The 23135-nt window shown below is 65.3% G+C and carries 20 protein-coding genes and 1 tRNA gene; 15 read left to right on the forward strand and 6 right to left on the reverse strand.

Going from position 1 to position 23135, the window contains the following annotated elements; genetic code table 11:
• The first annotated feature begins 20 nt into the window (after window positions 1-20).
• From mepA to AC0L24_RS14315, 8 genes are all read left to right on the forward strand, one after another.
• Window positions 21-1109, forward strand: a complete 1089-nt coding sequence (mepA, locus tag AC0L24_RS14280) for a penicillin-insensitive murein endopeptidase (RefSeq protein WP_127808448.1) — start codon at window positions 21-23, stop codon at window positions 1107-1109.
• Between the two features lie 199 nt (window positions 1110-1308).
• On the forward strand, window positions 1309-2334 hold the full coding sequence (locus tag AC0L24_RS14285; RefSeq protein ID WP_127808447.1) for a glucokinase: 1026 nt from the start codon (window positions 1309-1311) through the stop codon (window positions 2332-2334).
• A 137-nt stretch (window positions 2335-2471) separates the two neighbouring features.
• Complete coding sequence (locus tag AC0L24_RS14290) at window positions 2472-4331, forward strand: ABC transporter ATP-binding protein (protein ID WP_292656613.1); 1860 nt, start codon at window positions 2472-2474, stop codon at window positions 4329-4331.
• Window positions 4328-5149: a 4-hydroxy-tetrahydrodipicolinate reductase gene (gene dapB / locus AC0L24_RS14295; protein ID WP_127808445.1), complete on the forward strand. Its 822-nt coding sequence runs from the start codon at window positions 4328-4330 to the stop codon at window positions 5147-5149. The genes AC0L24_RS14290 and dapB overlap by 4 nt, the downstream gene beginning before the upstream one ends.
• A 32-nt stretch (window positions 5150-5181) precedes the next feature.
• A complete protein-coding gene (locus AC0L24_RS14300) occupies window positions 5182-5802 on the forward strand; it encodes a 2,3-bisphosphoglycerate-dependent phosphoglycerate mutase (RefSeq protein WP_127808444.1) in 621 nt (206 codons plus the stop codon).
• A 73-nt stretch (window positions 5803-5875) separates the two neighbouring features.
• Window positions 5876-5960 (forward strand) — tRNA-Leu (locus AC0L24_RS14305).
• A gap of 149 nt (window positions 5961-6109) precedes the next feature.
• Window positions 6110-7789 carry an FAD-dependent oxidoreductase gene (locus AC0L24_RS14310; protein WP_127808443.1) on the forward strand — a complete coding sequence of 560 codons (1680 nt, stop codon included), beginning with the start codon at window positions 6110-6112 and terminating at the stop codon, window positions 7787-7789.
• Window positions 7786-8094 carry a UBP-type zinc finger domain-containing protein gene (locus AC0L24_RS14315; protein WP_027040253.1) on the forward strand — a complete coding sequence of 103 codons (309 nt, stop codon included), beginning with the start codon at window positions 7786-7788 and terminating at the stop codon, window positions 8092-8094. The genes AC0L24_RS14310 and AC0L24_RS14315 overlap by 4 nt, the downstream gene beginning before the upstream one ends.
• Before the next feature lie 88 nt (window positions 8095-8182).
• Here the strand turns inward: AC0L24_RS14315 and AC0L24_RS14320 are convergent, their stop codons facing one another.
• The 3 genes from AC0L24_RS14320 to AC0L24_RS14330 all read right to left on the reverse strand — a co-directional run bounded on the left by AC0L24_RS14320 (window position 8183) and on the right by AC0L24_RS14330 (window position 10944).
• Window positions 8183-8557, reverse strand: a complete 375-nt coding sequence (locus AC0L24_RS14320) for a YkvA family protein (protein WP_128288958.1) — start codon at window positions 8555-8557, stop codon at window positions 8183-8185.
• A 90-nt stretch (window positions 8558-8647) separates the two neighbouring features.
• Entirely contained in the window at window positions 8648-8830 is a 183-nt protein-coding gene (locus AC0L24_RS14325; protein WP_013528612.1) for a hypothetical protein, read from the reverse strand.
• Window positions 8831-8955: 125 nt separating this feature from the next.
• The gene (locus AC0L24_RS14330) at window positions 8956-10944 is read right to left on the reverse strand and encodes a transcriptional regulator (RefSeq protein WP_127808441.1); all 1989 of its coding nucleotides are present in this window, start codon (window positions 10942-10944) and stop codon (window positions 8956-8958) included.
• Between the two features lie 255 nt (window positions 10945-11199).
• Between AC0L24_RS14330 and cysK the strand changes: the two genes are divergently transcribed.
• From cysK to AC0L24_RS14360, 6 genes are all read left to right on the forward strand, one after another.
• The gene (cysK, locus tag AC0L24_RS14335; protein ID WP_127268753.1) at window positions 11200-12288 is read left to right on the forward strand and encodes a cysteine synthase A; all 1089 of its coding nucleotides are present in this window, start codon (window positions 11200-11202) and stop codon (window positions 12286-12288) included.
• Window positions 12289-12301: 13 nt separating this feature from the next.
• Entirely contained in the window at window positions 12302-13789 is a 1488-nt protein-coding gene (locus AC0L24_RS14340; protein WP_127808440.1) for a pyridoxal phosphate-dependent decarboxylase family protein, read from the forward strand.
• Window positions 13790-13838: 49 nt separating this feature from the next.
• A complete protein-coding gene (locus AC0L24_RS14345) occupies window positions 13839-14195 on the forward strand; it encodes a hypothetical protein (RefSeq protein ID WP_127396247.1) in 357 nt (118 codons plus the stop codon).
• A gap of 125 nt (window positions 14196-14320) precedes the next feature.
• Entirely contained in the window at window positions 14321-14692 is a 372-nt protein-coding gene (locus tag AC0L24_RS14350) for a hypothetical protein (protein ID WP_027040247.1), read from the forward strand.
• 114 nt (window positions 14693-14806) lie between these two features.
• Complete coding sequence (locus AC0L24_RS14355) at window positions 14807-15433, forward strand: CDGSH iron-sulfur domain-containing protein (RefSeq protein ID WP_127268750.1); 627 nt, start codon at window positions 14807-14809, stop codon at window positions 15431-15433.
• 246 nt (window positions 15434-15679) lie between these two features.
• Entirely contained in the window at window positions 15680-17722 is a 2043-nt protein-coding gene (locus AC0L24_RS14360; RefSeq protein WP_473563876.1) for a hydantoinase/oxoprolinase N-terminal domain-containing protein, read from the forward strand.
• A 54-nt stretch (window positions 17723-17776) separates the two neighbouring features.
• On the opposite strand, the gene AC0L24_RS14365 is transcribed toward AC0L24_RS14360, so the two are convergent.
• Window positions 17777-18100, reverse strand: coding sequence for a cadherin repeat domain-containing protein (locus AC0L24_RS14365; protein WP_127808438.1), 324 nt, complete (start codon window positions 18098-18100; stop codon window positions 17777-17779).
• Between the two features lie 327 nt (window positions 18101-18427).
• Between AC0L24_RS14365 and AC0L24_RS14370 the strand changes: the two genes are divergently transcribed.
• Window positions 18428-20596: a malate synthase G gene (locus AC0L24_RS14370; RefSeq protein ID WP_473563877.1), complete on the forward strand. Its 2169-nt coding sequence runs from the start codon at window positions 18428-18430 to the stop codon at window positions 20594-20596.
• Between the two features lie 59 nt (window positions 20597-20655).
• Here AC0L24_RS14370 and AC0L24_RS14375 read toward each other — a convergent pair whose 3' ends face one another.
• Window positions 20656-21195: a J domain-containing protein gene (locus tag AC0L24_RS14375; protein ID WP_127318999.1), complete on the reverse strand. Its 540-nt coding sequence runs from the start codon at window positions 21193-21195 to the stop codon at window positions 20656-20658.
• Window positions 21196-21465: 270 nt separating this feature from the next.
• Window positions 21466-22998: a YifB family Mg chelatase-like AAA ATPase gene (locus tag AC0L24_RS14380; protein ID WP_127811287.1), complete on the reverse strand. Its 1533-nt coding sequence runs from the start codon at window positions 22996-22998 to the stop codon at window positions 21466-21468.
• Window positions 22999-23135: the final 137 nt, after the last annotated feature.

Consider the following 23135-nt stretch of genomic DNA (forward strand, 5'->3'; position numbering starts at 1 on the left):
TGCGGTGGAGAACCGGGTTCATGAAGACAGCGATGAGGCTATCTCTAGGCAAAACGCCCCTGTTGGCCGCTGCGCTCGGCCTGCTTGCCGTGCTTGGGTCAGCCGTTCAGCCGGCGAGCGCCGAGGAGCGGGCAAAAGACCTGTTCGGCGCCAAGAAACTGCCGGCCGCGACCGCGGCGCAGTCGATCGGATTCTATTCCAAGGGCTGTTTTGCCGGCGGCGTCGCCATTCCCTTGGACGGTCCGACCTGGCAGGTGATGCGGCCGTCGCGCAACCGCCGCTGGGGCCATCCGGCGATGATCGCAGTAGTCGAGAAATTGTCGCGCGACGCAGCGGCCGATGGTTGGCCAGGCCTGCTGATCGGCGACATTTCGCAGCCGCGCGGCGGCCCGATGCTGACAGGACATGCCTCGCACCAGATCGGGCTCGACGCCGACATCTGGCTGACGCCGATGCCCCGCCGCCCGCTGTCGATAGCGCAGCGCGAATCGATGAGCGCCACCTTGATGGTCGATGAGAAGACCCATCTGGTGAAGGACGCGCTGTGGACGCCGGCGCACACAAAGCTTCTGAAGCGGGCGGCGAGCTACGGCCAGGTCGAGCGCATCCTGGTCAATCCGGGCATCAAGAAAAAGCTCTGCGACACCGTCAAGGGCGACCGCTTCTGGTTGCGCAAGGTCAGGCCGTTCTGGGGCCACGACTATCATTTTCACATGCGCATCGGCTGCCAGCCCGGATCGCCCGGCTGCAAGGCGCAGGAAGCGACGCCGGACGATGACGGTTGCGGCAAGCCGCTGGCCTGGTGGTTCACGCAGGAGCCGTGGCGACCCAACAAGAACCCCGATGCGCCCAAGGCGCGCGACCTGATGACGATGGCGAACCTGCCGAGCGAGTGCCGCGCCGTGCTCGACGCGCCGGGGCCGTCGTCGGCCGATGCGGCGACCTACCATGGCGGCGGCGTGCCGGTCGCGGCCTCCGCGCCCGAACCCGAAGCGCCCTCGTTGCCCGCCACCCCGGCCGCCGCCGGCTTGCCAAGCACGATGAACGCTTTCACGGCGACGCCCGAGATCGGCGTGCCGCTGCCGAGACCGCGACCGCCTGGAAACTGACGGTCACGGCTTATAGCTTACAGCTTATAGGCAGACTCAATCGGTTCAGCGCCTCATTTTGCGAAACCGTGGCGGTTTGGCCGCAGAGCCGGCCTCAGCGCGCCGCCCGGGTCGAAAACCGTTTCCCTTTTCAAACTCATGCGCTAGTCAACGGAAGAACGGCCAGATGCCGTCGGGGGCGCCGGAGACGGACGAGAGCATGCCACGCACAGGCGACGACGATACTTTGTTGCGGTTTCCGATCCTGATCGGCGACATCGGCGGCACCAATGCGCGCTTTTCGATCGTGCTCGACGCCAATTCCGAGGCAGGCGAGCCGACCATTGTCCAGACGGCGAACTACAACACCATCGACGAGGCGATCCAGGCGGCCGTGCTCGACCGCTCGTCGGTGCGCCCCAATTCGGCGGTGCTGGCGGTGGCTGGCCCGGTCGACGGCGACGAGATCGAACTCACCAACTGCCCCTGGATCGTCAAGCCGAGGAAAATGTTCGCCAGCCTCGGCCTGAGCGACATCGTCGTGCTCAACGATTTCGAGGCGCAGGCGCTGGCCGTCGTCGCGCTCGGCGAGGAGCACATGGAAAAGATCGGCGGCGGCACGCCGGAGCCCAATGCCGGGCGCGTCGTGCTCGGTCCAGGAACCGGGCTCGGCGTCGCCGGGCTGGTCCACGCGCTGCACCACTGGATACCGGTCCCCGGCGAGGGCGGCCATATGGACATCGGCCCGCGCACACCGCGCGATTTCGAGGTTTTTCCGCATATCGAGAAGCTGGAGGGCCGCATTTCGGGCGAGCAGATCCTGTGCGGACGCGGTCTGGTCAATGTCTATCGGGCGGTTGCCAAGGCAGACGGCAAGCCGTCGCCCTTCACCACGCCGGCCGAGATCACTGCCGCGGCACTTGCGAAAACCGATCCGGTTGCAGTGGAAGCGCTGGAGATTTTCGTCACCTGCCTTGGGCGCACCGCAGGCGACCTTGCTCTGGTGTTCATGAGCCGCGGCGGCGTGTTCCTCACCGGTGGCATCGCGCAGAAGATCGTGCCGGCGCTGAAAGCCGGCAATTTCCGCGCCGCTTTCGAGGACAAGGCGCCGCACAGCGCGATGATGCGCACCATGCCGGTCTATGTCATCACCCACCCGCTGGCCGCACTTCTGGGCCTTGCCGCCTATGCCAGGAACCCCTTGCTGTTCGGTGTCCAGACGGAGGGCCGGCGCTGGCAGGCCTGAAAGCCAGCGAAGCGCTCGCGCCCCGCGACGAAGTTAATCAGGTGCGGGCATAGGCAATCAGGCCGCAGGGCGTTAAGAGGGGTGCCGAATTTGCAGCCCCGGTCCCACGAGGCGGAAAACCACAAAGCGCTCCCGATTTGACACTTCAAGCTCCAAACAAACAAAAAGCCCGGCCCGGCGAGGTCACAGCGGTGCTCCGCCGCATCCTCGCTGAAAACGGCAAAGAGTATCGCTGGACCTATGTCGTCGCCGTCTCTTGCCTGCTGATCGTTTCCGGCACCACTGCCTTCACGGCGTGGATCATGGCCCCGATGATCAACCAGATCTTCTACGAACGACGCGGCGATATGCTCTGGTTGATCTGCGCCGGTTTCATGGGGGCCTCCCTGCTGCGCGGCTTCGCCGGTTACGGCCAAGCAGTCGCGTTGGCCAGTATCGGCAACAATCTGGTCGCGCGCTACCAGAAGCGCAGCTTCGACCATCTAATGAAGCTCGGCGTCAACTTCTTCAACGATACGCGTTCCGGTCGGCTGGCGGCACAGGTCAGCGAGAATGTCGGCGGCGTTCGCGATCTGCTGTCGCTGACACTGACCTCGATCAGCCGCGACGCTGTCACGCTGGTCGCTCTCGTTGGCGTGATGATCTATCAGGATCCGGTGTTGTCGCTCAGCTCGCTGCTGATCGGCCCTCCACTGATCTGGGCCGTCGTCTATATCACCCGCCGACTGCGGCGTATCAACCGGGAATCCGTCCTGATCAATTCGCGGCTGAACGGGTCCGTGCAGGAGGCCACGCAAGGCATCGCCATCGTCAAGGCCTTCACCTTGGAGGCCGAGCTGGCGCGCCGCATCGGCATCATGGCGGACACGGCCGAGCAGCGTAACAACAAGATCGCCCGCGTCTCGGAGCGGCTGTCGCCGATTTCCGAGATTCTGGGCGGTCTCGCCATCACCTCCGTACTTGCCTATTCCGGCTACCGGGCGCTGTATCTTGGGCAGCCGCCGGGCGCGGTTTTCTCCTTCATCACCGCACTGATCATGGCTTACGATCCGGCAAGACGCCTGGCGCGCACACAGGTGGGCATGGAACGTGCCCTGGTCAACGCGCGCATGATCTACGAGTTGCTCGACCTGGAGCCGAAACAGGGCGACGCAGCCGATGCCGTCGAGGCGAGGATCACCACCGGCGAGGTGCGTTTCGACAATGTGACGTTCGGCTACAGCGCCGACATGCCGGTGCTGAGGGACCTGAGCTTTACCGCTGCCGCCGGCAAGGTGACGGCGATCGTCGGTGCGTCGGGCGCCGGCAAATCGACGCTGGTGGCGCTCTTGCAGCGCTTCTACGACGTCGACCGGGGCAGCATCGAGGTCGATGGCCAGGACATCTCGAAGGTAACCAAGCATTCGCTGCGGCAGTCGATCGCCTATGTGGCGCAGGCGCCCTATCTGTTCGAGGGCACGATCCGCGACAACATCCGCTACGGCCGTCTGTCGGCCACGGACGCAGAGATCGAGCAGGCGGCGAAACAGGCGGCAGCCGACGAGTTCATCCGCCAGCAGCCGCAAGGTTACGACACGCCGGTCGGCGAAGGCGGCTCGACCCTTTCCGGCGGCCAGCGCCAGCGCGTCTCGATCGCCCGCGCCATCGTGCGCCAGGCACCGATCCTGCTGCTCGACGAGGCGACATCGGCGCTCGACAACGAGGCGGAGGCGCGCGTCCAAGAAGCGCTGACCCAAGTCATGCAAGGCCGCACCACCATCGTCATAGCGCATCGGCTGTCGACGGTGGTCAATGCCGACCACATCATCGTGCTGGAAGAGGGACGGTTGGTCGAGGAAGGCACCCATGCGACGCTGATGGCCGACCCGGACAGCATCTATTCCCGCTTCCACCGCATACAGGGCAAGAAGGGACTGGGGCTTGTCGAGGACCGCGAGCCGATCCAAACTCCGGTCCGGGCCACGCGTGCGAAGAAGACTGCTGTGAGGAGCACATGAGCGAAGCAGGCGATATGGGCCTGGTGGTGGTGGGCGCTGCCGGCCGCATGGGCCAGACGCTGATCCGCGCCATCCACACCATCCCCGGCGCGCGGGTCATCGGCGCGGTCGAGCGGGCGGGTTCGCCCTATCTGAGCAAGGACGCAGGCGAACTGGCGGGCATCGGTATCATCAACGTGCCGATCGGCGACGATCCGCTGCCGGTCTTCGCCAAGGCAGACGGCGTGCTCGACTTCACCACGCCTGCTTCGACGGTCGAATTCGCGGGCTATGCGGCGCAGGCGCGCATCGTTCACGTCGTCGGCACGACCGGGTGCACGGCCGACGACAATGCGAAGATCGCGGCGGCGGCGCGCCATGCGACCATCGTCAAGTCGGGCAATATGAGCCTCGGCGTCAATCTTCTGGCGGTGCTGGTCGAACAGGCGGCGCGCGCGCTCGATGCCGACGATTTCGACATCGAGATCCTCGAAATGCACCACAAGCACAAGGTCGACGCGCCGTCGGGCACAGCACTTCTGCTCGGCGAAGCTGCCGCCGCCGGGCGCGGTATCCCCCTTTCCGGCAACGACGTGCGGGTCCGCGACGGCCACACCGGCGTGCGCAAGACCGGCTCGATCGGCTTTGCCACGCTGCGCGGCGGCTCGGTGGTCGGTGACCACAGCGTGCTGCTGGCTGGCACCGGCGAGCGCATCACCCTGTCGCACCATGCCGAGGACCGCGCCATCTTCGCCCGTGGCGCCGTCAAGGCGGCGCTTTGGGCTCGTGGCAAGAAGCCGGGACTGTATTCGATGCGGGACGTGCTCGGCCTCAGCTGAGCGGCCAATCTGCCAACCTGAAGGGAGCAAACATGTCGAGAACCCTCGTGCTCGTGCGTCACGGCCAGAGCGAATGGAACCTGAAGAACCTGTTCACCGGCTGGCGCGACGTCGACCTGACCGAGCAGGGTCACGCCGAGGCCAAGGCCGCCGGCCAGAAACTCAAGGCGCGCGGCCTGAAATTCGACATCGCCTTCACCTCGGCGCTGATCCGGGCGCAAAAAACCTGCCAGCACATTCTCGACGCGGTCGGCCAGAGCGACCTGAAGACCATCCGCGACCAGGCACTCAACGAGCGCGACTATGGCGACCTTTCCGGCCTCAACAAGGACGACGCCCGCAAGAAATGGGGCGAGGAGCAGGTGCATGTCTGGCGCCGCTCCTACGACGTGCCGCCGCCCGCCGGCGAAAGCCTGAAGGACACCGGCGCCCGCGTCTGGCCCTATTACCTGCACGATCTGCAGCCGCATGTGCTGCGCGGCGGCACCGTGCTGGTCGCCGCCCACGGCAACTCCCTGCGCGCGCTGATCATGGCGCTCGACGGCAAGTCGGGCGAGGAGATCGTCAAGCTGGAACTCGGCACCGGCGTGCCGATCATCTACCAGCTCAACGCCGATTCCACCGTCGCTTCGAAGGAAGTGCTGGACGACTGAGCCGGCGAACGGAGCACCTGCGAAAAAAGCGCGTTGACAGCAATCGCTTGCCCGCTTACATGAGCCCGCACCAGCCCAGATGGCGGAATTGGTAGACGCGCACGGTTCAGGTCCGTGTTCCGCAAGGAGTGGAGGTTCGAGTCCTCTTCTGGGCACCAAATTCCCGTTTCGAACCATTCGCCGGTTCAGAAACTTAGAGAAAAAGCCCGGCTCGTCCGGGCTTTTTCTTTGCCGCCAACCTCCCCTTCCGGCCAGTCTCCTCACAAACCGCTTCAAACTCCGCGCCCGCTTCGCTACGCTCAAAACCATGGCTCAATCCACCACCCAGATATTCGGTGCCCGCCGCGACCAGGCGTTCCCCACGCTGGCCGAGGTGGATATCGACCGCATGCGCCGGTTCGGCGAGGCCAGCGCCTATGCCGCCGGCGAGCACATCATCGAAGCAGGCGATGTGGCGCCCGGTCTGATCGTCGTGCTGTCGGGCAGCGTGGACATCACCCAGGACGGCGGGCTCGGCCGGCGCGAGACGATCGTCACGCATGGCCCAGGCAGCTTTGTCGGCGAGCTGGCGCAGCTTTCGGCCCGGCCCTCGCTGGTCAATGCGCAGGCCGCCGAACCGGTGGAGGCATTCGTCATCGCCTCGCAGCGACTGCGCGACCTGATGGTGCAGGAGGCCAATCTCGGCGAGCGCATCATGCGGGCGCTGATCCTGCGCCGCGTCGGGCTTTTGGAGAGCGCCACCAGCGGGCCGATCATCATCGGACCCCAGGACAATGCCGACGTGTTGCGGCTGCAGGGTTTCCTCGCCCGCAGCGGCCAGCCGCATCGCGTGCTCGATTCCGGCAGCGATCCCTGCGCCAAAACCCTGGTAGAACGCTTCGAGGTCGATCCGCACCACCTGCCGATCGTGCTCTGTCCAAACGGCAGGCTGCTGATGAACCCCGGCGAAAAGGACCTCGCCCGCTGCATCGGCCTGCTGCGGCCGATCGATGCCGAGACGGTGTATGACGTGGCCATCGTCGGCGCCGGCCCGGCGGGGCTGGCGGCGGCGGTCTATGCGGCCTCCGAAGGCCTATCGACGATCGTGCTCGACTGCCGTGCCTTCGGCGGTCAGGCCGGCGCCTCCTCGCGCATCGAGAACTATCTTGGTTTCCCCACAGGCATTACCGGCATGGCGCTGATGGCGCGCGCCTACAACCAGGCGCAGAAATTCGGCGTCGAAATGGTCATCCCGGACGAGGCGAAGCTTTTGAGCGCCGCCTCCGACGCGTCAGGCGCCCGCTATCTGCTCGATGTCGGCGATGGCGAGACCGTGCGCACGCGCAGCGTGGTGATCGCCAGCGGCGCGCGCTATCGCCGCCTCGACATCGCCAATCTGGCGCGGTTCGAGGGAACGTGCGTGCACTATTGGGCGTCGCCCATCGAAGGCCGGCTTTGCGCGGACCAGGAAGTGGCGCTGGTCGGCGCCGGCAATTCGGCCGGGCAGGCGGCTGTCTACTTGGCCAGTCATGCGCGCAAAGTGGCGCTGCTGGCGCGCGGCGGCAGCCTCGATGCCAGCATGTCGCGCTACCTGGTCGAACGCATCAAGGCGCAGCCTAACATCGAGGTGTTGACCGGGACCGAAATCGAGGCGCTGGACGGCGAAGAGGGCAATCTTGGCACGGTGCGATGGCGCAACCGCGCCAGCGGCGCGGAAACGACGCGCCCGATCCGCCATCTCTTTCTCTTCATCGGCGCCGACCCGAACACCGATTGGCTGGCGAATTGCGGTGTGGCGCTGGACGCCAGGGGGTTCGTGCGCACCGGATCGGAGCTGGGATCGGCGCAGATGGAGACCAGCCGCAGCGGCGTGTTCGCCATCGGCGACGTCCGCGCCGGTTCGGTCAAACGCGTCGCGGCGGCTGTCGGCGAAGGCGCCCAGGTGGTCGCGGCATTGCATGCATATCTCGCGCGCGCGGACGCACCTCAAACAGCAGGGAGACCATGATGGATGAATGCAGGCATACGCGCGACATCAGGAAGGTGACGCCGAGCGCGCTCGGCTGCGAGGAGTGCCTGAAGAGCGGGTCGCAATGGGTGCATTTGCGGCTCTGCCGCACCTGCGGCCATGTCGGCTGCTGCGACGACTCGCCCAACCGCCACGCCACCAGGCATTTTCACGCCACCAAGCATCCGATCATCGAGGGCTACGATCCGCCGGAAGGCTGGGCATGGTGCTATGTCGACGAGGTGTTTGTCGACCTCGGCGACGACGTGACCCCGCAGAACGGCCCGATCCCGCGCTTTGTTTGAGCGGCGCCGCATGGCGACGGAATCCTGGGAAAAGCGCGGTCCCTCCGGGCTTTCTTGGCGGCGGCCTCCCTGCTGAACGGCTTGGCAGTCAGTCGGCGAAATACAGATATCCCAGCCATCCGGCCAGCACGACCGAGGCAGTCCAGATACAAACAATGATCACCGCCGCGTAGCGGCTCACCGGCCTGTCGGCGGCCAGCGCGGCGGTCTTTCTGTGTTCCGCCATCACCTCGGGCGGTATCATCCTGACCACGGCAAGGACGCCCAAAGGGACAAGGATGACGTCGTCGAGATAGCCGATCACCGGAATGAAATCGGGGATCAGGTCGATTGGCGACAAGGCATAGCTTGCAACACACACGGCAAGCGCCTTGGCGTACCAGGGCGTTCGGGGATCGCGAGCGGCGAGGTAGAGCGCATGCACATCGCGCTTGATCGTTCGGGCCCACTCATTCAGTGCCATCGGATGATTTTAGCGCCAAATGAAAACCGCCGATAGCGCACGCCAGGCGCCCGCCTCCGACAGCATCTCGAAGAGCCGATGACCGCCGGTCTACCGCACGGAGCCGGTGACGGTCGGGTCGATCATGCTGGGAACGGATTTGCGTTCGTTGCCGGCAAGCGCCGCTATGATCAGCAGGCTGGCAACCACCGGGACAAACAGGATGGCAACGCGAGCTTGCACGTAAAAGATGGCACGCCATTCATTGCGCTTGTCGGGGCTGTTGCTCATCATACTCACTTTGTCGGTCCCCCACGCGGTGACATAGCTGCAAACGGTTAAACAACTCCTTCCGACTTCGTTAACCCAGCGGAATTGAGGCGAAATTCCCAAGCGATCCCAGAGATGGCGAGCCAGCTTCAGTTCAGCCCGATAAGCCTGGCGCCCTGCCGGAACAGCGCCACGGCGTCCGGCTCGAAGCGGAAGGTGCCGATGAAATCGTCGGCGCAATAGTCCGGCCTTGTCTTGCGAATGGCGGCGGCGAAGCCGCGCGCTTCGTCGAGCCGTCCGGCCAGCGCCAGGCAGTGCGCGGCGATCGCCAGTATGATGGCGTGGGCGTTGGGCCGCGCCGCCGCCTTCAGCGCCCATTCGGCCGCTTCCGCGAACTGGCCGAGCCGGACATGCGCCATGGCGCGTGCGCCCAGCATGCCGAACAGCAGCGGGTCGAACGGGCTGAGATGGCGCGAATGATCCGAAGAGCCTATCGCCGCTCGCGGGTCGCCCGACTGCGAATGCACGAAGGACAGCGCGTAGTGGCCAAGCGCGAAGTTGGGGCTGAGATCGACAGCCCGCTCGAGTTCGAGCAGCGAGCCGTCCTGCTCGCCGCGCAGCCACAGCGCCCGGCCCATCGCCCAATGCGCGGCCGGATTGTGGTCGTCGACCAGCAGGCTGTGTCCGGCGCTCTCGAAGGCCAGCGCGCTTTCGCGGTCGCGGTCGCCCCAGCGCTGGAAGGCGTTCTGCCAGTGGGTGAAGGACAGGCCGGCATAGGCGCGGGCAAAGGTCGGGTCGAGATGCAAGGCCTGGGCAAAGAAATGCCGCGCCTGTTCGTTTTCCGCCTGGGTGAAGCGGTACATGTGCCAGAGGCCGCGATGGTAGGCCTCCCAAGCGTTGAGCGAGCTGGGCGCCTTCAGCATGGCGCGGTTGCGCTCGACGGTTTCGATCTCGGCCGAGATCGAGGAGACGATGCTGTTGCCGATGTCGTCGAGCACGGAAAAGATGTCATCGGGCCTGCGCTCGAAGGTCTCGGCCCAGACGATCCTGGCGCTGCGCACCTCGATCAGTTCGACGCCGACGATGAGGCGGCCGGACGGGCTGCGCACCGTGCCGGTGGCGACATAGTCGACATTCAGCCGGCGGCCGGCATCCTCGGGCGCGATGTTCTGCTCTGCCAGCGCAAACACCGATCCGCGCGCGATGACGAAGAAATCCCTGAGCTTGGCCAGGCGGGTGATGATGTCGTGGGTGAAACCGTCGGCCAATCCGCCGCGCGTGCCGCCGCTCTCCTCGACAAACGGCATCACCGCCAGCGACGCGTGGCTGGGCTCGACCGGGCCGGGTACGGTGGTGGCCACCAGTGGCGATAGCGTGGACAGGCAGGCCGCCTGTGTCCGTGGCGAGGACCCGGGCCGTTGTTCACGGATCGCCCGCCAAGCCGCGCGAAGCGGTGCGAAATCGAGCTCCTCCGACCGAAACAATCGCTCCGCCGAAGCCAGGTGCTGCTCTGCCGCGCCGGCCTCGCCGCGCCCGGCCAGATTGGACAGCAGCGCCAGATGTCCGCGCGTGTCGAACGGCGCCAGTTCCACCCATGTGTCGAGATGGGCGATCGCCTCGTCACTATGCGCCGGCAGGCTTGCGACAAGCCGTCCCAGAACGGCGGCATGGCAAGCGCTGAAGCGGCGGCGCTGCGCGATCAGCCAGCTGTTGAAATGCGGGCTGCGCTCGAGCTCCAGCCCGTCGAGAAAATCGCCGGCAAACAGTTTGGCCAGCGCCCGCAAGCGGTCGACATCAAGGCTGCCCAGCCCTTGCGAGGCGGCCTTGCTCACCTCCAGCGCATCGACCAGACAATCGCTCAGATCGAGTGCTACCGTGTCGCCCTGTGTCACGACCCGGTGTCGGCCCGGCGCGTCGAGTGCGCCGCGCAGCTTGCTCAGGCACCAGCGCAGCTCGCCCCTTGGATCGTTCGGCACGTCCCACAGCAGCTCGCACAGACGGCTGCGGCTGACAGGATGCGGCGCCAGCGCCAGATAGGCCAACAGAGCGCGCAGTTTGCGCGACGACGGCAACGTAACCGGCACATCATTGCGGGAGATCGCCAGCGGTCCGAGCAGGCGCACGGAAAGGACCGGCATGTCGCCGTCCGGCCTCGATCGGCTGGATTCCACGTGCGTTTCCACGCCTGCTCCCACGCTGGCCTGTCGGCCTCTCCTGTATCACCAAACACGACACGGCGCATCCGGCAGCGGATTTCAGCGCCGGATGCCAGCCATTGCCGCTGTGCGGCATGTCAGTCCTAGCGCGGCAAGGTCACCAAACCTCGCCGCCCGACCCGCCGGTTTGTAACCGGCCCGTGAAGACAAAACGCGATGACAATCAAGGAGACCAAGATGTTGCAGCAGCAGAAGATCAGAACCACGGCCGGGCGCGGCCGCTTGTTCGACAGCATTCTCGATACCGTCGGCGACACGCCGGTGGTGCGCATCAACAATCTCGGACCGGCCCACGCGACGATCTACGTCAAGGCCGAGTACTTCAATCCCGGTGCTTCGGTGAAGGACCGGCTGGCGCTCAACATCATCGAGGAGGGCGAGCGCAGCGGTGCGCTGAAGCCGGGCCAGACAGTTGTCGAGGCGACCAGCGGCAACACCGGCATTGGCCTCGCCATGGTCTGCGCGCAGAAGGGCTATCCGCTGGTCGTCACCATGGCCGACAGTTTTTCGGTCGAGCGCCGCAAGCTGATGCGCATGCTGGGCGCCAAGGTGGTGCTGACGCCGCGCGCCGAAAAAGGTTTCGGCATGTACAAGAAGGCGGTGGAACTGGCCGAGGCCAATGGCTGGTTCCTCGCCCGCCAGTTCGAGACGGCCGCCAATGCCGCCATCCACGAGGCGACGACGGCGCGCGAGATCGTCAATGATTTCGCCGGCTCGCGGCTAGATTGCTTCGTCACCGGCTATGGCACCGGCGGCACGGTGGTAGGCGTGGCGCGCGTGCTGCGCCGCGAGCGCCCGGAAACCCGCATCGTGCTCTCCGAGCCGGCCAACGCGCAGCTCATCGGCAGCGGCAAGGTCCAGCAGCGCGGCGCCGATGGTGCGCCCGCCGCCAGCCATCCGGCCTTCGAGCCGCACCCGATCCAGGGCTGGACGCCGGACTTCATCCCCAACGTGCTGCAGGAGGCGATCGACACTAGCCTCTATGACGAGGTGATGCCGATCGCCGGGCCCGAGGGCATCAAATGGGCCAGGGAACTGGCGCGGAAAGAGGGCATCTTCACCGGCATTTCCGGCGGCGCCACCTTCGCCGTGGCACGGCAGGTCGCGGAGAAGGCGCCGGCCGGGGCGGTGATCCTGTGCATGCTGCCCGACACCGGCGAGCGCTACATGTCGACGCCGCTGTTCGATGGCATCGAGGCCGAGATGGATGCCGAGGAGGCCGCCCTGTCGCGCTCGACGCCCGGCTGCCAGTTCCCGGCGACTTGACGGGAGATCTGGTATGGACGCCATGCAAGAAAACCTCGGCCTGGTGGCCGAGGAAACGCTCGATCCCCCGGACTGGGCCGATGTACAGGCCCTGTCGCACCGCGTCATCGACGATGCGGTCGATTATCTCCGCGATGTGCGCGACCGCCCGGTCTGGCGGGAGATGCCGGCCGATGTGAGAGAGGCCTTCGCGGCACCGCTGCCGCGTTCGCCGGCACCGCTTGCCGCCGTCTATGGCGAGGTCTCGCGCACGGTGATGTCCTATCCGATGGGCAACACCCATCCGCGCTTCTGGTCCTGGTACATGGGGTCGAGCAACTTCACCGGCGCGCTCGGCGATTTCCTGGCGGCCATCCAGGGCTCCAACCTCGGCGGCGGCAACCACGCGGCCGGGCTGATGGACAGCCAGGTGGTGAACTGGTGCAAGCAGATGCTGGGCTTTCCGGCTTCTGCCGGCGGCACGCTGGTCAGCGGCGGCTCGATGGCCAACATCATAGGGCTGACCGTGGCGCGCAACGTCAAGGCCGGCATCGACGTGCGCGAGCATGGCGTTGCTGCCATCGAGAAGCCGCTGCGCTTCTACGGCTCGGAGCAGATACACTCGTGCCACCGCAAGGCGATGGAGGCACTCGGCCTCGGCAACCGGGCACTGCGCCGCATCCCGACCGATAGCGGGCTGCGCATCGATATCGCTGCCTTGCGTGCGGCGATCACTGAGGACCGCGCAGCAGGGTTCAAGCCGGCCTGCGTCATCGGTACGGCCGGCACCGTCAACACCGGGGCGATCGACGATTTGCAGGCGCTTGCGAAGCTGGCACATGAGGAAGGCCTCTGGTTCCATGTCGACGGCTGCATCGGCGCGCTGATCGCCATTGCGCCTGAAAACGCGCATCGCGTCGCCGGCATCGAACGGGCGGATTCGGTCGCGCTCGATCCGCACAAATGGCTGCACGCCCCATTTGAGGTCGGCTGCGCCCTGGTCAGGGATGCCGCCGCGCATCGCGGGACCTTCGCTGTGACGCCGGAATATCTGGAATCGACGCCGCGCGGCCTCGCTTCCGGCGAATGGCTGCACGACTACGGCCTGCAGACGTCGCGCGGTTTCCGCGCGCTGAAGGTGTGGATGGCGCTGAAGGAGCACGGCGTCGAGAAATTCGGCCGCCTGATCGACCAGAACATTGCCCAGGCTGTCTATCTTGCCGGCTTGATCGAGGCCGCGCCACAATTGCAGCTGGCGGCATCGCCGACCGTCAACATCGTCTGCTTCCGCTATCAGCCCGGTCTGACAGGCGAGGCTCTGAAGACGCTCAACACGGAGGTCATGCTGCGGCTGCAGGAACAGGGCATTGCGGCCCTTTCGGACACCACGGTGCATGGCGAGCACTGGTTGCGCGTGGCGATCACCAATCATCGCACACGGCGCGAAGATCTCGACCTTCTGGTGCATGAAACGGTGCGGCTGGGGCATGACATCGCAACGCAGGGTTCCGCGCCTTCCTAGTTACGGGCAGGCATGCGATTCTGCCGCGATGATTCGGGAGATCCAGGCCGTGACGCTGTTTCGTATGGTTGCACTTACGGCGCTGGTCTTCACCGCCTCGGCGCAGGCCGCCGACATGGCTTTCTTCGTGAAGAACCTGCGCAAGGAATCTGTCGCGGTCGAGCTGTTCAGCCGCGACCGTGAGACGGTCTGGCCGGGCAATGACAAGGTGTTCCTGATCGAACCCGAGTCGCAGAAATCCGTGCCGCTGTCCTGCAATCAGGGCGAACAAATCTGCTATGGCGCCTGGGCCGACGGCAACGACAGCCTCTCGGCCGGCGTCGGGCCGGACAATGACCAGCCCTGCGACACCTGCTGCTTCATCTGCGTGGAACACTCGACCGAGACGATCGATCTGGTGCCGTAGAGCGCGGAAGTGTCGTTGGACCCAAATTAAGTCAGGGATCGCTTCGTCCGGTCCACTTCCGCGATTCAGCGCTGCATGCAATGGTTGCCCCGCGGCCGGGTGGGCCGCTTATTCGGGGGGTTATCATGTTTCATGCCTATGCGCGCCGCATGCTGGCCGCGCTGTCCTTCGTCATGCTGGTTGCGTCGGCGGCGCAAGCCGACGATGTCACCTTCGCCATCAAGAACAGCCACCCGAACGCCATGCGCGTCGAGCTCTACAGCCAGGATCGCGACTATGTCTGGCCCGGCGAGGACAAGGACTATTTCCTCGACGACGGCGAGACCAAGCAGCTGCCGATATCCTGCAACGCGGGCGAATCGATCTGCTACGGCGCCTGGGTCGATGGCGACGAGGGCACCTATTGGGGCGTCGGTCCCGGCAACACGGAAAAATGCGAGGATTGCTGCTACACCTGTAGCGGCGGCGAGACCGAGGAGATCGAGCTGGTCCCCTGACCGGTTTGCCAGCTTGACGGTCTTCGGGCCGGAGCCATAGCCTGTGCAAATACCCAGCGCGCGCCGCCTCGAACTGTTCAGACGCGACGTGCTTCAGGCAAAAGGAGCCCAGCTATGGCCGGCATGGTCGAAAGCGACAAGATCGACGTCGGGTTTTCCGGCAAGCGCTGCATCCATTCGCGCAACTGCGTGCTCGGCGATCCGCATGTCTTCGTGCCCAACGCGCCGGGCCAATGGATCCATCCCGAGGCGGCCAGCGTCGAGAAGATCGTCGCCATCGCCGAGAGCTGCCCGTCGGGCGCCATCACCTATGTCAGGAAGGATGGCGGGCCGCAGGAGCAATCACCGGTGGTCAACACGGTGCGGCTGCGGGAAAACGGCCCGCTGGCGGTACACGCCGAGATCGTGCTCGACGGCGAGACTTCTTATCGTGCCACGCTCTGCCGCTGCGGCGCTTCGGAGAACAAGCCGTTCTGCGACGGCAGCCACAACAAATCCGGTTTTGCCGCCACTGGCGAGCCGCCGCTGAAGGACACGCTGGCGCTCGAAGCGAGGAATGGTCCGCTGAAAGTGACGCCGACCACCAATGGCCCGCTCAAGCTTGAGGGCAATCTCGAGATCGTCACCGGAACCGGCCATACGGTCGACCGTACGCAACGCGCCTTCCTCTGCCGCTGCGGCCATTCCGCCAACAAACCGTTCTGCGATGGGACGCACAAGAAGGTGGGGTTTGTGGGGTAGCTGCGATCTCCCTCCTTGAGGGGATGGCCGGCAGGCCAGAGGGGGTCATCTCGCGTAGAGCGCTGGCTTCCTCTTTCGCCTCGTATGAAGTCGCATCCAGTCGTGCCGACCCCCTCTGTCGCCTTTGGCGACATCTCCCCCTCGAGGGGGGAGATTACCCGTGGCCCAGCGCTCGCGGCTTTATCGCCCGCTCCGTATCGGCTAAGGGCAGGGACAAATAAATTGCCACCCGGACCGCCGCCAAAAATGACCGCCAAGACCAAGCCAAAGCCGCTGTTCCTCGGGATCGACACCGGCGGCACCTATACCGATGCCGTGTTGTGGTCTGAAACGGAAGGCCCGCAAGAAGGGCCGAACAAGGGCAAGGTGCTGGCCAAGGCCAAGGCGCTGACCACAAGGCATGATCTTGCCGTGGGCATTTCCGGTGCCGTCGATGCGGTGCTGCAGAAAGCCGGAACCGATCCGGCTCATATCAAGCTGGTCTCGATGTCGACGACGCTTGCCACCAACGCGCTGGTCGAGGGCCAGGGCGGCCGTGTCGCGCTGGTGATGATCGGCTTTTCCGAGGGCGACCTCGCTCGCGACGGGCTGAAGGCCGCGCTCGGCACCGATCCGGTGGTTTTTTGTCCGGGCGGCCACGACGTGCATGGCAATGCCGCCAAGCTCGATTTGTCCGGACTGGAAGCGGCGTTGCCGGAACTCGGCGCCTCGGTGTCCGGCTTTGCCGTCTGCGCCTATTTTGCCACCCGCAATCCGGCGCACGAGATCGCCGCCCGCGAGCTGATCCGCGAGAAGACAGGCCTGCCGGTCACATCGAGCCACGAGTTGTCGGCCAAGCTCGGCGGCCCGCGCCGGGCGTTGACCACTTTGCTCAACGCCAGGCTGATCTCGATGATCGACCGGCTGGTGGCGGCAACCGAAGGTTTTCTTGGAGAACGCAACATTGCAGCACCCCTCATGGTCGTGCGCGGCGATGGCGCGCTGGTTTCGGCGGCGTTTGCCCGCCAGCGGCCGATCGAGACCATCCTGTCCGGCCCGGCCGCCAGCCTCGTCGGGGCCCGCCACATGACCGGGCTCGACAACGCCATGGTGTCCGACATCGGCGGCACCACAACCGACGTCGCCGTGCTCGACGGCGGCCGTCCCAGGCTCGATCCGGAAGGCGCCACCGTCGGCGGCTTCCGGACCATGGTCGAGGCCGTCGCCATGCGCACCTTCGGCCTCGGCGGCGATTCCGAAGTGGCGCTGGAAGATGGCGCGCTCAACCCGAAGATCCTGCTCGGGCCGCGCCGCCTGGTGCCGCTGGCGCTGGCCGGCATGGCGCATGGCAGCGCCGTCACATCGGAACTCGAGCGCCAGTTGCGGGCGCCCAATCCCGGCCGCATGGACGGCCGCTTCGCGGTGCGCACCGGCGTGCCGGATCGGCTCGCCGCCGGCCTGACCGGCGCCGAAGCCAAGCTCTACGAGCTGATTGGTGCCGTGCCGCTCGCCGTCGACAGGCTTTTGACCTCGAACGCGCAGAACGCGACGCTGAACCGGCTGGTGTCGCGCGGGCTGGTGCATGTCGCCGGCTTCACCCCGTCGGATGCCGCCCACGTGCTGGGCAAGCAGGCGAACTGGGATCCCGTTGCCGCGCGCCTCGGCGCCGAATTGTTCGCCCGCAAGCGTGACGGCCGTGGCCAGTACATCGCCGCCTCGCCGGAAGCGATCTCGGAGCGGGTGCTGGTGACGCTGACCCGCTGGTCGGCCGAATACATCCTCGAGACCGCCTTTGCCGAGGATGGGCTCGATGGGGCGTCGACGGTGGCGCACGCCCTGGTGCAGCGCGCGGTCGACGCGCATCCCGGCATCGCCCGCCTGAGCGTTGCGCTCGACCGCCCGGTCATCGGCCTCGGCGCCTCGGCGCCGCTGCATTATGCCGGGCTGCCGCCGCTGATCGGCAATGACTGCGTGGTGCCCAGGGATACCGATGTCGCCAACGCGCTCGGCGCCGTCGTCGGCCAGGTCAGGGTTTCGGCCGAGGCGCGGGTCAGCCAGCCCATAGAAGGGCTGTTTCGTCTTGCCTCGGGTGAAACCGTGCGCGATTTCCTCGACGAGGCGGCGGCGATCGCGGCGGCCGAGGCCGATGTCCGCGCCATCGTCGCGGAGCGCGCCAGGGATGCCGGCACCGACAGCGCCGAGATCGACGTCGCCACCGAATTCCGGATCTCGACCGTCGAAGCCCAGCGCATGTTCATCGAGGCGCATGTCGTGGCCGTGGCCTCGGGACGGCCGCGCATTGCGGTGTGATGCAGCCTTTGTGAAAACCTGTCGGCGCATTTGAACACATGCGCATGGCAGCCGTCAGATGGAAGATTTGGGCACAGTAAGTCGCTCGAATACTGCGTGTACCCGTATTCGACTGCCGTTCGGGTCGATGATTTGCATGACCAAAAGCAGCCGATTTTGATGAATCTTGAACGCTGCCGACAAGGCTCTGGCCTTAGCCCCCGCTGATGCCGAACCCGGCCAATTGCCGTTTCCGATCAAGGCCTGTTCCCCATTGATCGTTTTCTCCTTTAGATCGGCGGTCCACCCATTGCTCGCATCGACCTGCAGGCCGGGATCGCTGCGGATAACGACTCTGCAATCGCACATTGGCCGCCGGTTGAGTAAACCTGCTGCCATGTGCCAGTGAACTCGATATCGGCAGCGGCGGCAGGAGCAACGCCAGCGAATGCAAGAGCGAGTGAAACAAAAGTAAGCCAGGCAAATCTCAACATCGGCATACTCCAAAGCTGCCTGCTTTATTTGACAGGCAATGTATAAAGCCGGGTTTACTGGAATGAGAAAATTGACGCGATATGCGATTGGACATGGCAAGTTGTGCCCTGCGATGGCGCTCCTCTCTGGAGGACGAAGCGATGCAAATACGCCACCTTCACCCTAAGCTGAATTGACCCGGCAAACCTGACATGCCAAAGGCCCGCAAAGCCTTTCATCTGGAGTAGCCTGATGACCGACCGCATCGAGATCGCCGGATTGCGGATTGCCCGCGAGCTGCATGAGTTCGTGGCCAGGGAAGCGCTGCCGGGCACGGGGATCGAAGCGGACGCCTTCTGGAACGGTTTTTCGGCCATCGTCCATGATTTGGCGCCGAAGAACCGGGCGCTGCTGGCAAAGCGTGACGCCATCCAGGAACAGATAGACGGCTGGTATCGCGAGCATGGCGCACCGGTCGACATGGAGGCCTACAAGGGCTTCCTGAAAGAGATTGGCTATCTCGTTTCGGAAGGCGCGGCCTTCAGTGTCTCGACCGACAATGTCGACCCGGAAATCGCTGATGTTGCCGGACCGCAGCTGGTCGTGCCGGTGATGAATGCGCGCTATGCGCTCAACGCCGCCAATGCGCGCTGGGGTTCGCTCTACGACGCGCTCTACGGCACCGATGCCATCCCCGAAACGGATGGCGCCGAAAAGGGCAAGGGCTTCAATCCGGCGCGTGGCGCCAAGGTCGTTGCCTGGACGAAGACCTTTCTCGACGAGGCTGCCCCGCTCACCCTAGGCAAATGGGCCGGCGTCAATGGTCTGTCGCTGGCGCAAGGTGCCTTGCGGCTGAGCGCCGGCGCCGGCTCGACGACGCTGGCCGACCCCAGGCAATTCGTCGGCTATCGCGGCGATGCCGCCAATCCCGATGCGGTGCTGCTGGTGCGCAACGGCCTGCACATCGAGATCGTCATCGACCGCAACAACCAGATCGGCCGCACCGATCCGGCGGGGATCGCCGATGTCATCCTGGAATCGGCGCTGACCACCATCCAGGACTGCGAGGATTCGGTCGCCGCGGTGGATGCGCCAGACAAGGTCGTCGTCTACCGCAACTGGCTCGGCCTGATGAAGGGCGATTTGGCGGAAGAGATCACCAAGGGCGGCAAGAGCTTTGTCCGCAAGCTCAATCCTGACCGCTCCTACACGACGCCCGCCGGCGGCACGCTGACCGTGCCCGGCCGCTCGCTGATGCTGGTCAGGAATGTCGGCCACCTGATGACCAACCCGGCGATCCTTGACCGCGACGGCAACGAGATTCCGGAAGGCATCTTGGATGCGGCGATGACGGCGCTGATCGCGCTGCACGATGTAGGGCCAAACGGCCGCCGCGCCAATTCCCGCGCGGGCTCGATGTATGTCGTGAAACCCAAGATGCATGGGCCCGACGAAGTCGCTTTCGCCGTCGAGATATTCGACCGCGTCGAAGCACTGCTCGGCATGGCCAGAAGTACCATCAAGATGGGCATCATGGACGAGGAGCGGCGCACCACCGTCAACCTCAAGGAGGCGATCCGCGCCGCAAAAGAGCGCGTCGTGTTCATCAACACCGGCTTCCTCGACCGCACCGGCGACGAGATCCACACCTCGATGGAAGCCGGCCCGATGATCCGCAAGGGCGACATGAAGCAGGCCGCCTGGATTTCCGCCTACGAGGCGTGGAATGTCGACATCGGGCTGGAATGCGGCTTGGCCGGCCACGCCCAGATCGGCAAGGGCATGTGGGCGATGCCCGATCTGATGGCGGCGATGCTGGAACAGAAGATCGCCCACCCCAAGGCCGGCGCCAACACCGCCTGGGTGCCGTCGCCGACGGCGGCGACGCTGCATGCCACGCACTATCACAAGGTCGATGTCCACGCCGTGCAGGCGGCGCTGAAGAACCGGCCCAAGGCGAATCTCGACGACATCCTGTCGGTGCCCGTCGCCGTGCGGCCGAACTGGTCGCCCGAAGACGTCCAGAAGGAACTCGACAACAACGCGCAGGGCATTCTTGGCTATGTCGTCCGCTGGATCGACCAGGGCGTCGGCTGCTCGAAAGTGCCTGACATCAACGATGTCGGCCTCATGGAAGACCGCGCCACGCTGCGTATTTCCTCACAGCACATCGCCAACTGGCTACACCACAGCGTGTGCAGCGAGGACCAGGTGATGGCGACGATGAAGCGCATGGCTGACATCGTCGACCGCCAGAACGCGGGCGACCCGCTTTACCAGCCGATGGCGGCTGACTTTGACAAGTCGATAGCCTTCCTCGCCGCCTGCGACCTGGTCTTCAAGGGCCGCGTCCAGCCCAACGGTTACACCGAGCCGGTGCTGCACGCGCGGCGGCTGGAACTGAAGGCGCAGCAGAGCTGAATAGGCCAGTGTCGTGTATGGGCGGCGGGTTTTCGGCCTGCTTTCTCCGGGGTGAGGCGTCAGGGAGCTGTATGGTCCAGGAGCCGGATGGTGGGATCGCGACGGTGTTCGGAGTTGACCCGATCGACGCCTTCCACCGTAATCGCAATCGTCCCGTTTTCCACTCTTGCTATCCAGCCCTTCGCTTTCAGATACCAGAGATGAAACTCGAGATGCTCTCGCGGACAGTCTGACAGACGTTCGAGCTCCACATCTCCGATCCCGGGATTGCCGACGTCGTGCCGGCGCTTCGCGTAAAGCAGCGACAGCAGCCTGGCCTGGATCACGACGTCACGCTCGATGCCTTTGGTGTTGCTAGCTTCCTCGGTCAATTCACGGCGAAGGCCGGCATGGTCCCTGTACGCGATGTCGTATTGTGCGCGTTTGACCGGATCCTTGAGCGTATTGTGGGCTTCCACGATTTCACTGAAACGGGCTTCATCGCCGGTTTCGCGATTGTCTGGATGATAGCGCATCGCAAAATAGCGAAATATGCGCTCCAGCGTTTCCGAATTGGCGTTCGGGCTGACTTCCAAAACTTCGTAATAATCAATGAACATAGCTCGCTCCCCGACCACACCATATTCGCATTGTCTAAATAAGGAATGTCAATGCGGGGGCCAGGACCTTGGTCCGACGCCGATGACATCCACGCTTTCTGGAAGAGGAAGAAAATGGCCGGCGTCCGGTCGGTGGGGGCCGTTGGGTGGTAAGGACGCCGGCCAAGCGGACAATCAGGTCCGCCGCATCGTGGAGATGATCGATTCGCGGAGGCCGGGTTATGGCGTGATCGCGGAATGCAATGTGGCGAGGCCGGCTTGTCGGCGGACCTACGCCGCCTGCGCCATCCGCTCCGAGCTCATGCGGTAGGAGATCGCTTCGGCCAGATGGATTCGGCCGACGGTTTCGCTTGCGTCGAGATCAGCGAGCGTTCGCGCCACCTTCAGCACGCGATGATAGGCCCGCGCCGAAAAGGCGAGCTTTTCGCTGGCGTCCTTGAGCAGCGACAGGCCGGCGGCGTCCGGCATGGCGATCTCTTCGATGACCGAGGGCGCGCAATGCGCGTTGGTGGTGGCGCGGGTGGCGCCGAGCCGCTCGAAGCGCTCGCGCTGGATGGTGCGTGCGCGTGCCACGCGCAGCGCCACATCGGCGCTTTTCTCCGCCCGGTCGGGCCGGATCAGGTCGCTGGCCGAGACCGCCGGCACTTCGATCCTGAGATCGATGCGGTCGAGCAGCGGACCCGAAATGCGCGCCTGATAGTCGGTACGGCAACGCTCGCCGCGCAGGCAGCGATAGCCCGGCTCGCCGGCCATGCCGCAGCGGCACGGGTTCATCGCCGCCACCAGCTGGATGCGCGCCGGATAGGTGACGCGATGGTTGGCCCGCGCGATCATGCAGTCGCCGGTCTCCAACGGCTGGCGCAACGCATCAAGCGTCTGCGGCGTGAACTCGGGAAACTCGTCGAGGAACAGCACGCCGTGATGGGCCAGCGACACCTCGCCCGGCCGCGCGCGGATACCGCCGCCGACCATCGCCGCCATCGAGGCCGAGTGGTGCGGCGCGCGGAACGGCCGCCGGTCGGTCAGCTTACCTTCGCCGAGCTCTCCCGCCACCGAGGCGATCATCGAGACTTCCAGAAGCTCCTTCGGCGCCAGCGGCGGCAGGATCGACGGCAGCCGCTGCGCCAGCATCGATTTGCCGGATCCCGGGGGTCCGATCATGAGCAGATTATGCCCACCGGCGGCGGCCACTTCCAGCGCCCGCTTGGCGGTCTCCTGGCCCTTGATGTCGGCGAGGTCAGGCAAATCCAGAGCGGCGGCATGGATGCCGGCTTCCGGCCGCGACAGCACCTGCGTGCCGCGGAAATGGTTGGCGATGGCGATCAGGCTGCGCGGCGCCAGAATGTCGAATTCCTTGCCCGCCCAGGCCGCTTCCGGCCCGCACGCGAACGGGCAGATCAGGCCCTTGCCCTCGGCATTGGCGGCGATCGCCGCCGGCAAGGCGCCGGCGACCGCGGCAATCGTGCCGTCGAGCGACAATTCTCCAAGCACGACATAGCCGGCCAGCATGTCGCCCGGAATGGCGCCAAGGGCAGCCATCAGGCCAAGCGCGATCGGCAGGTCGTAATGACTGCCTTCCTTCGGCAGGTCGGCCGGTGCCAGATTGACCGTGACTTTCTTCGACGGCATCGACAGGCCGGAAGCATGCAGCGCGGCCTGCACCCGCTCGCGACTTTCGGCCACCGCCTTGTCGCCCAGGCCGACGATGTGCATGTTGACCTTGCCGGGCGCGATCATCACCTGCACGTCGACCGGCACGGCCTCGATGCCCTGGAAAGCGACCGTGCGAACCCGCGCCACCATCGTGCAACCCCAATTCAGGCTGGCCCCAGCCCCTGCGATCAGGCCAGGAATGGCCCGCCGGGAAGACAATCACACTTCCCCGGTCAAATCAAGAACATTACGGGAACGCATGACCGCTCGGGTTGCAGCGGAATTGA

Source organism: Mesorhizobium sp. WSM4809 (genome assembly GCF_055811655.1).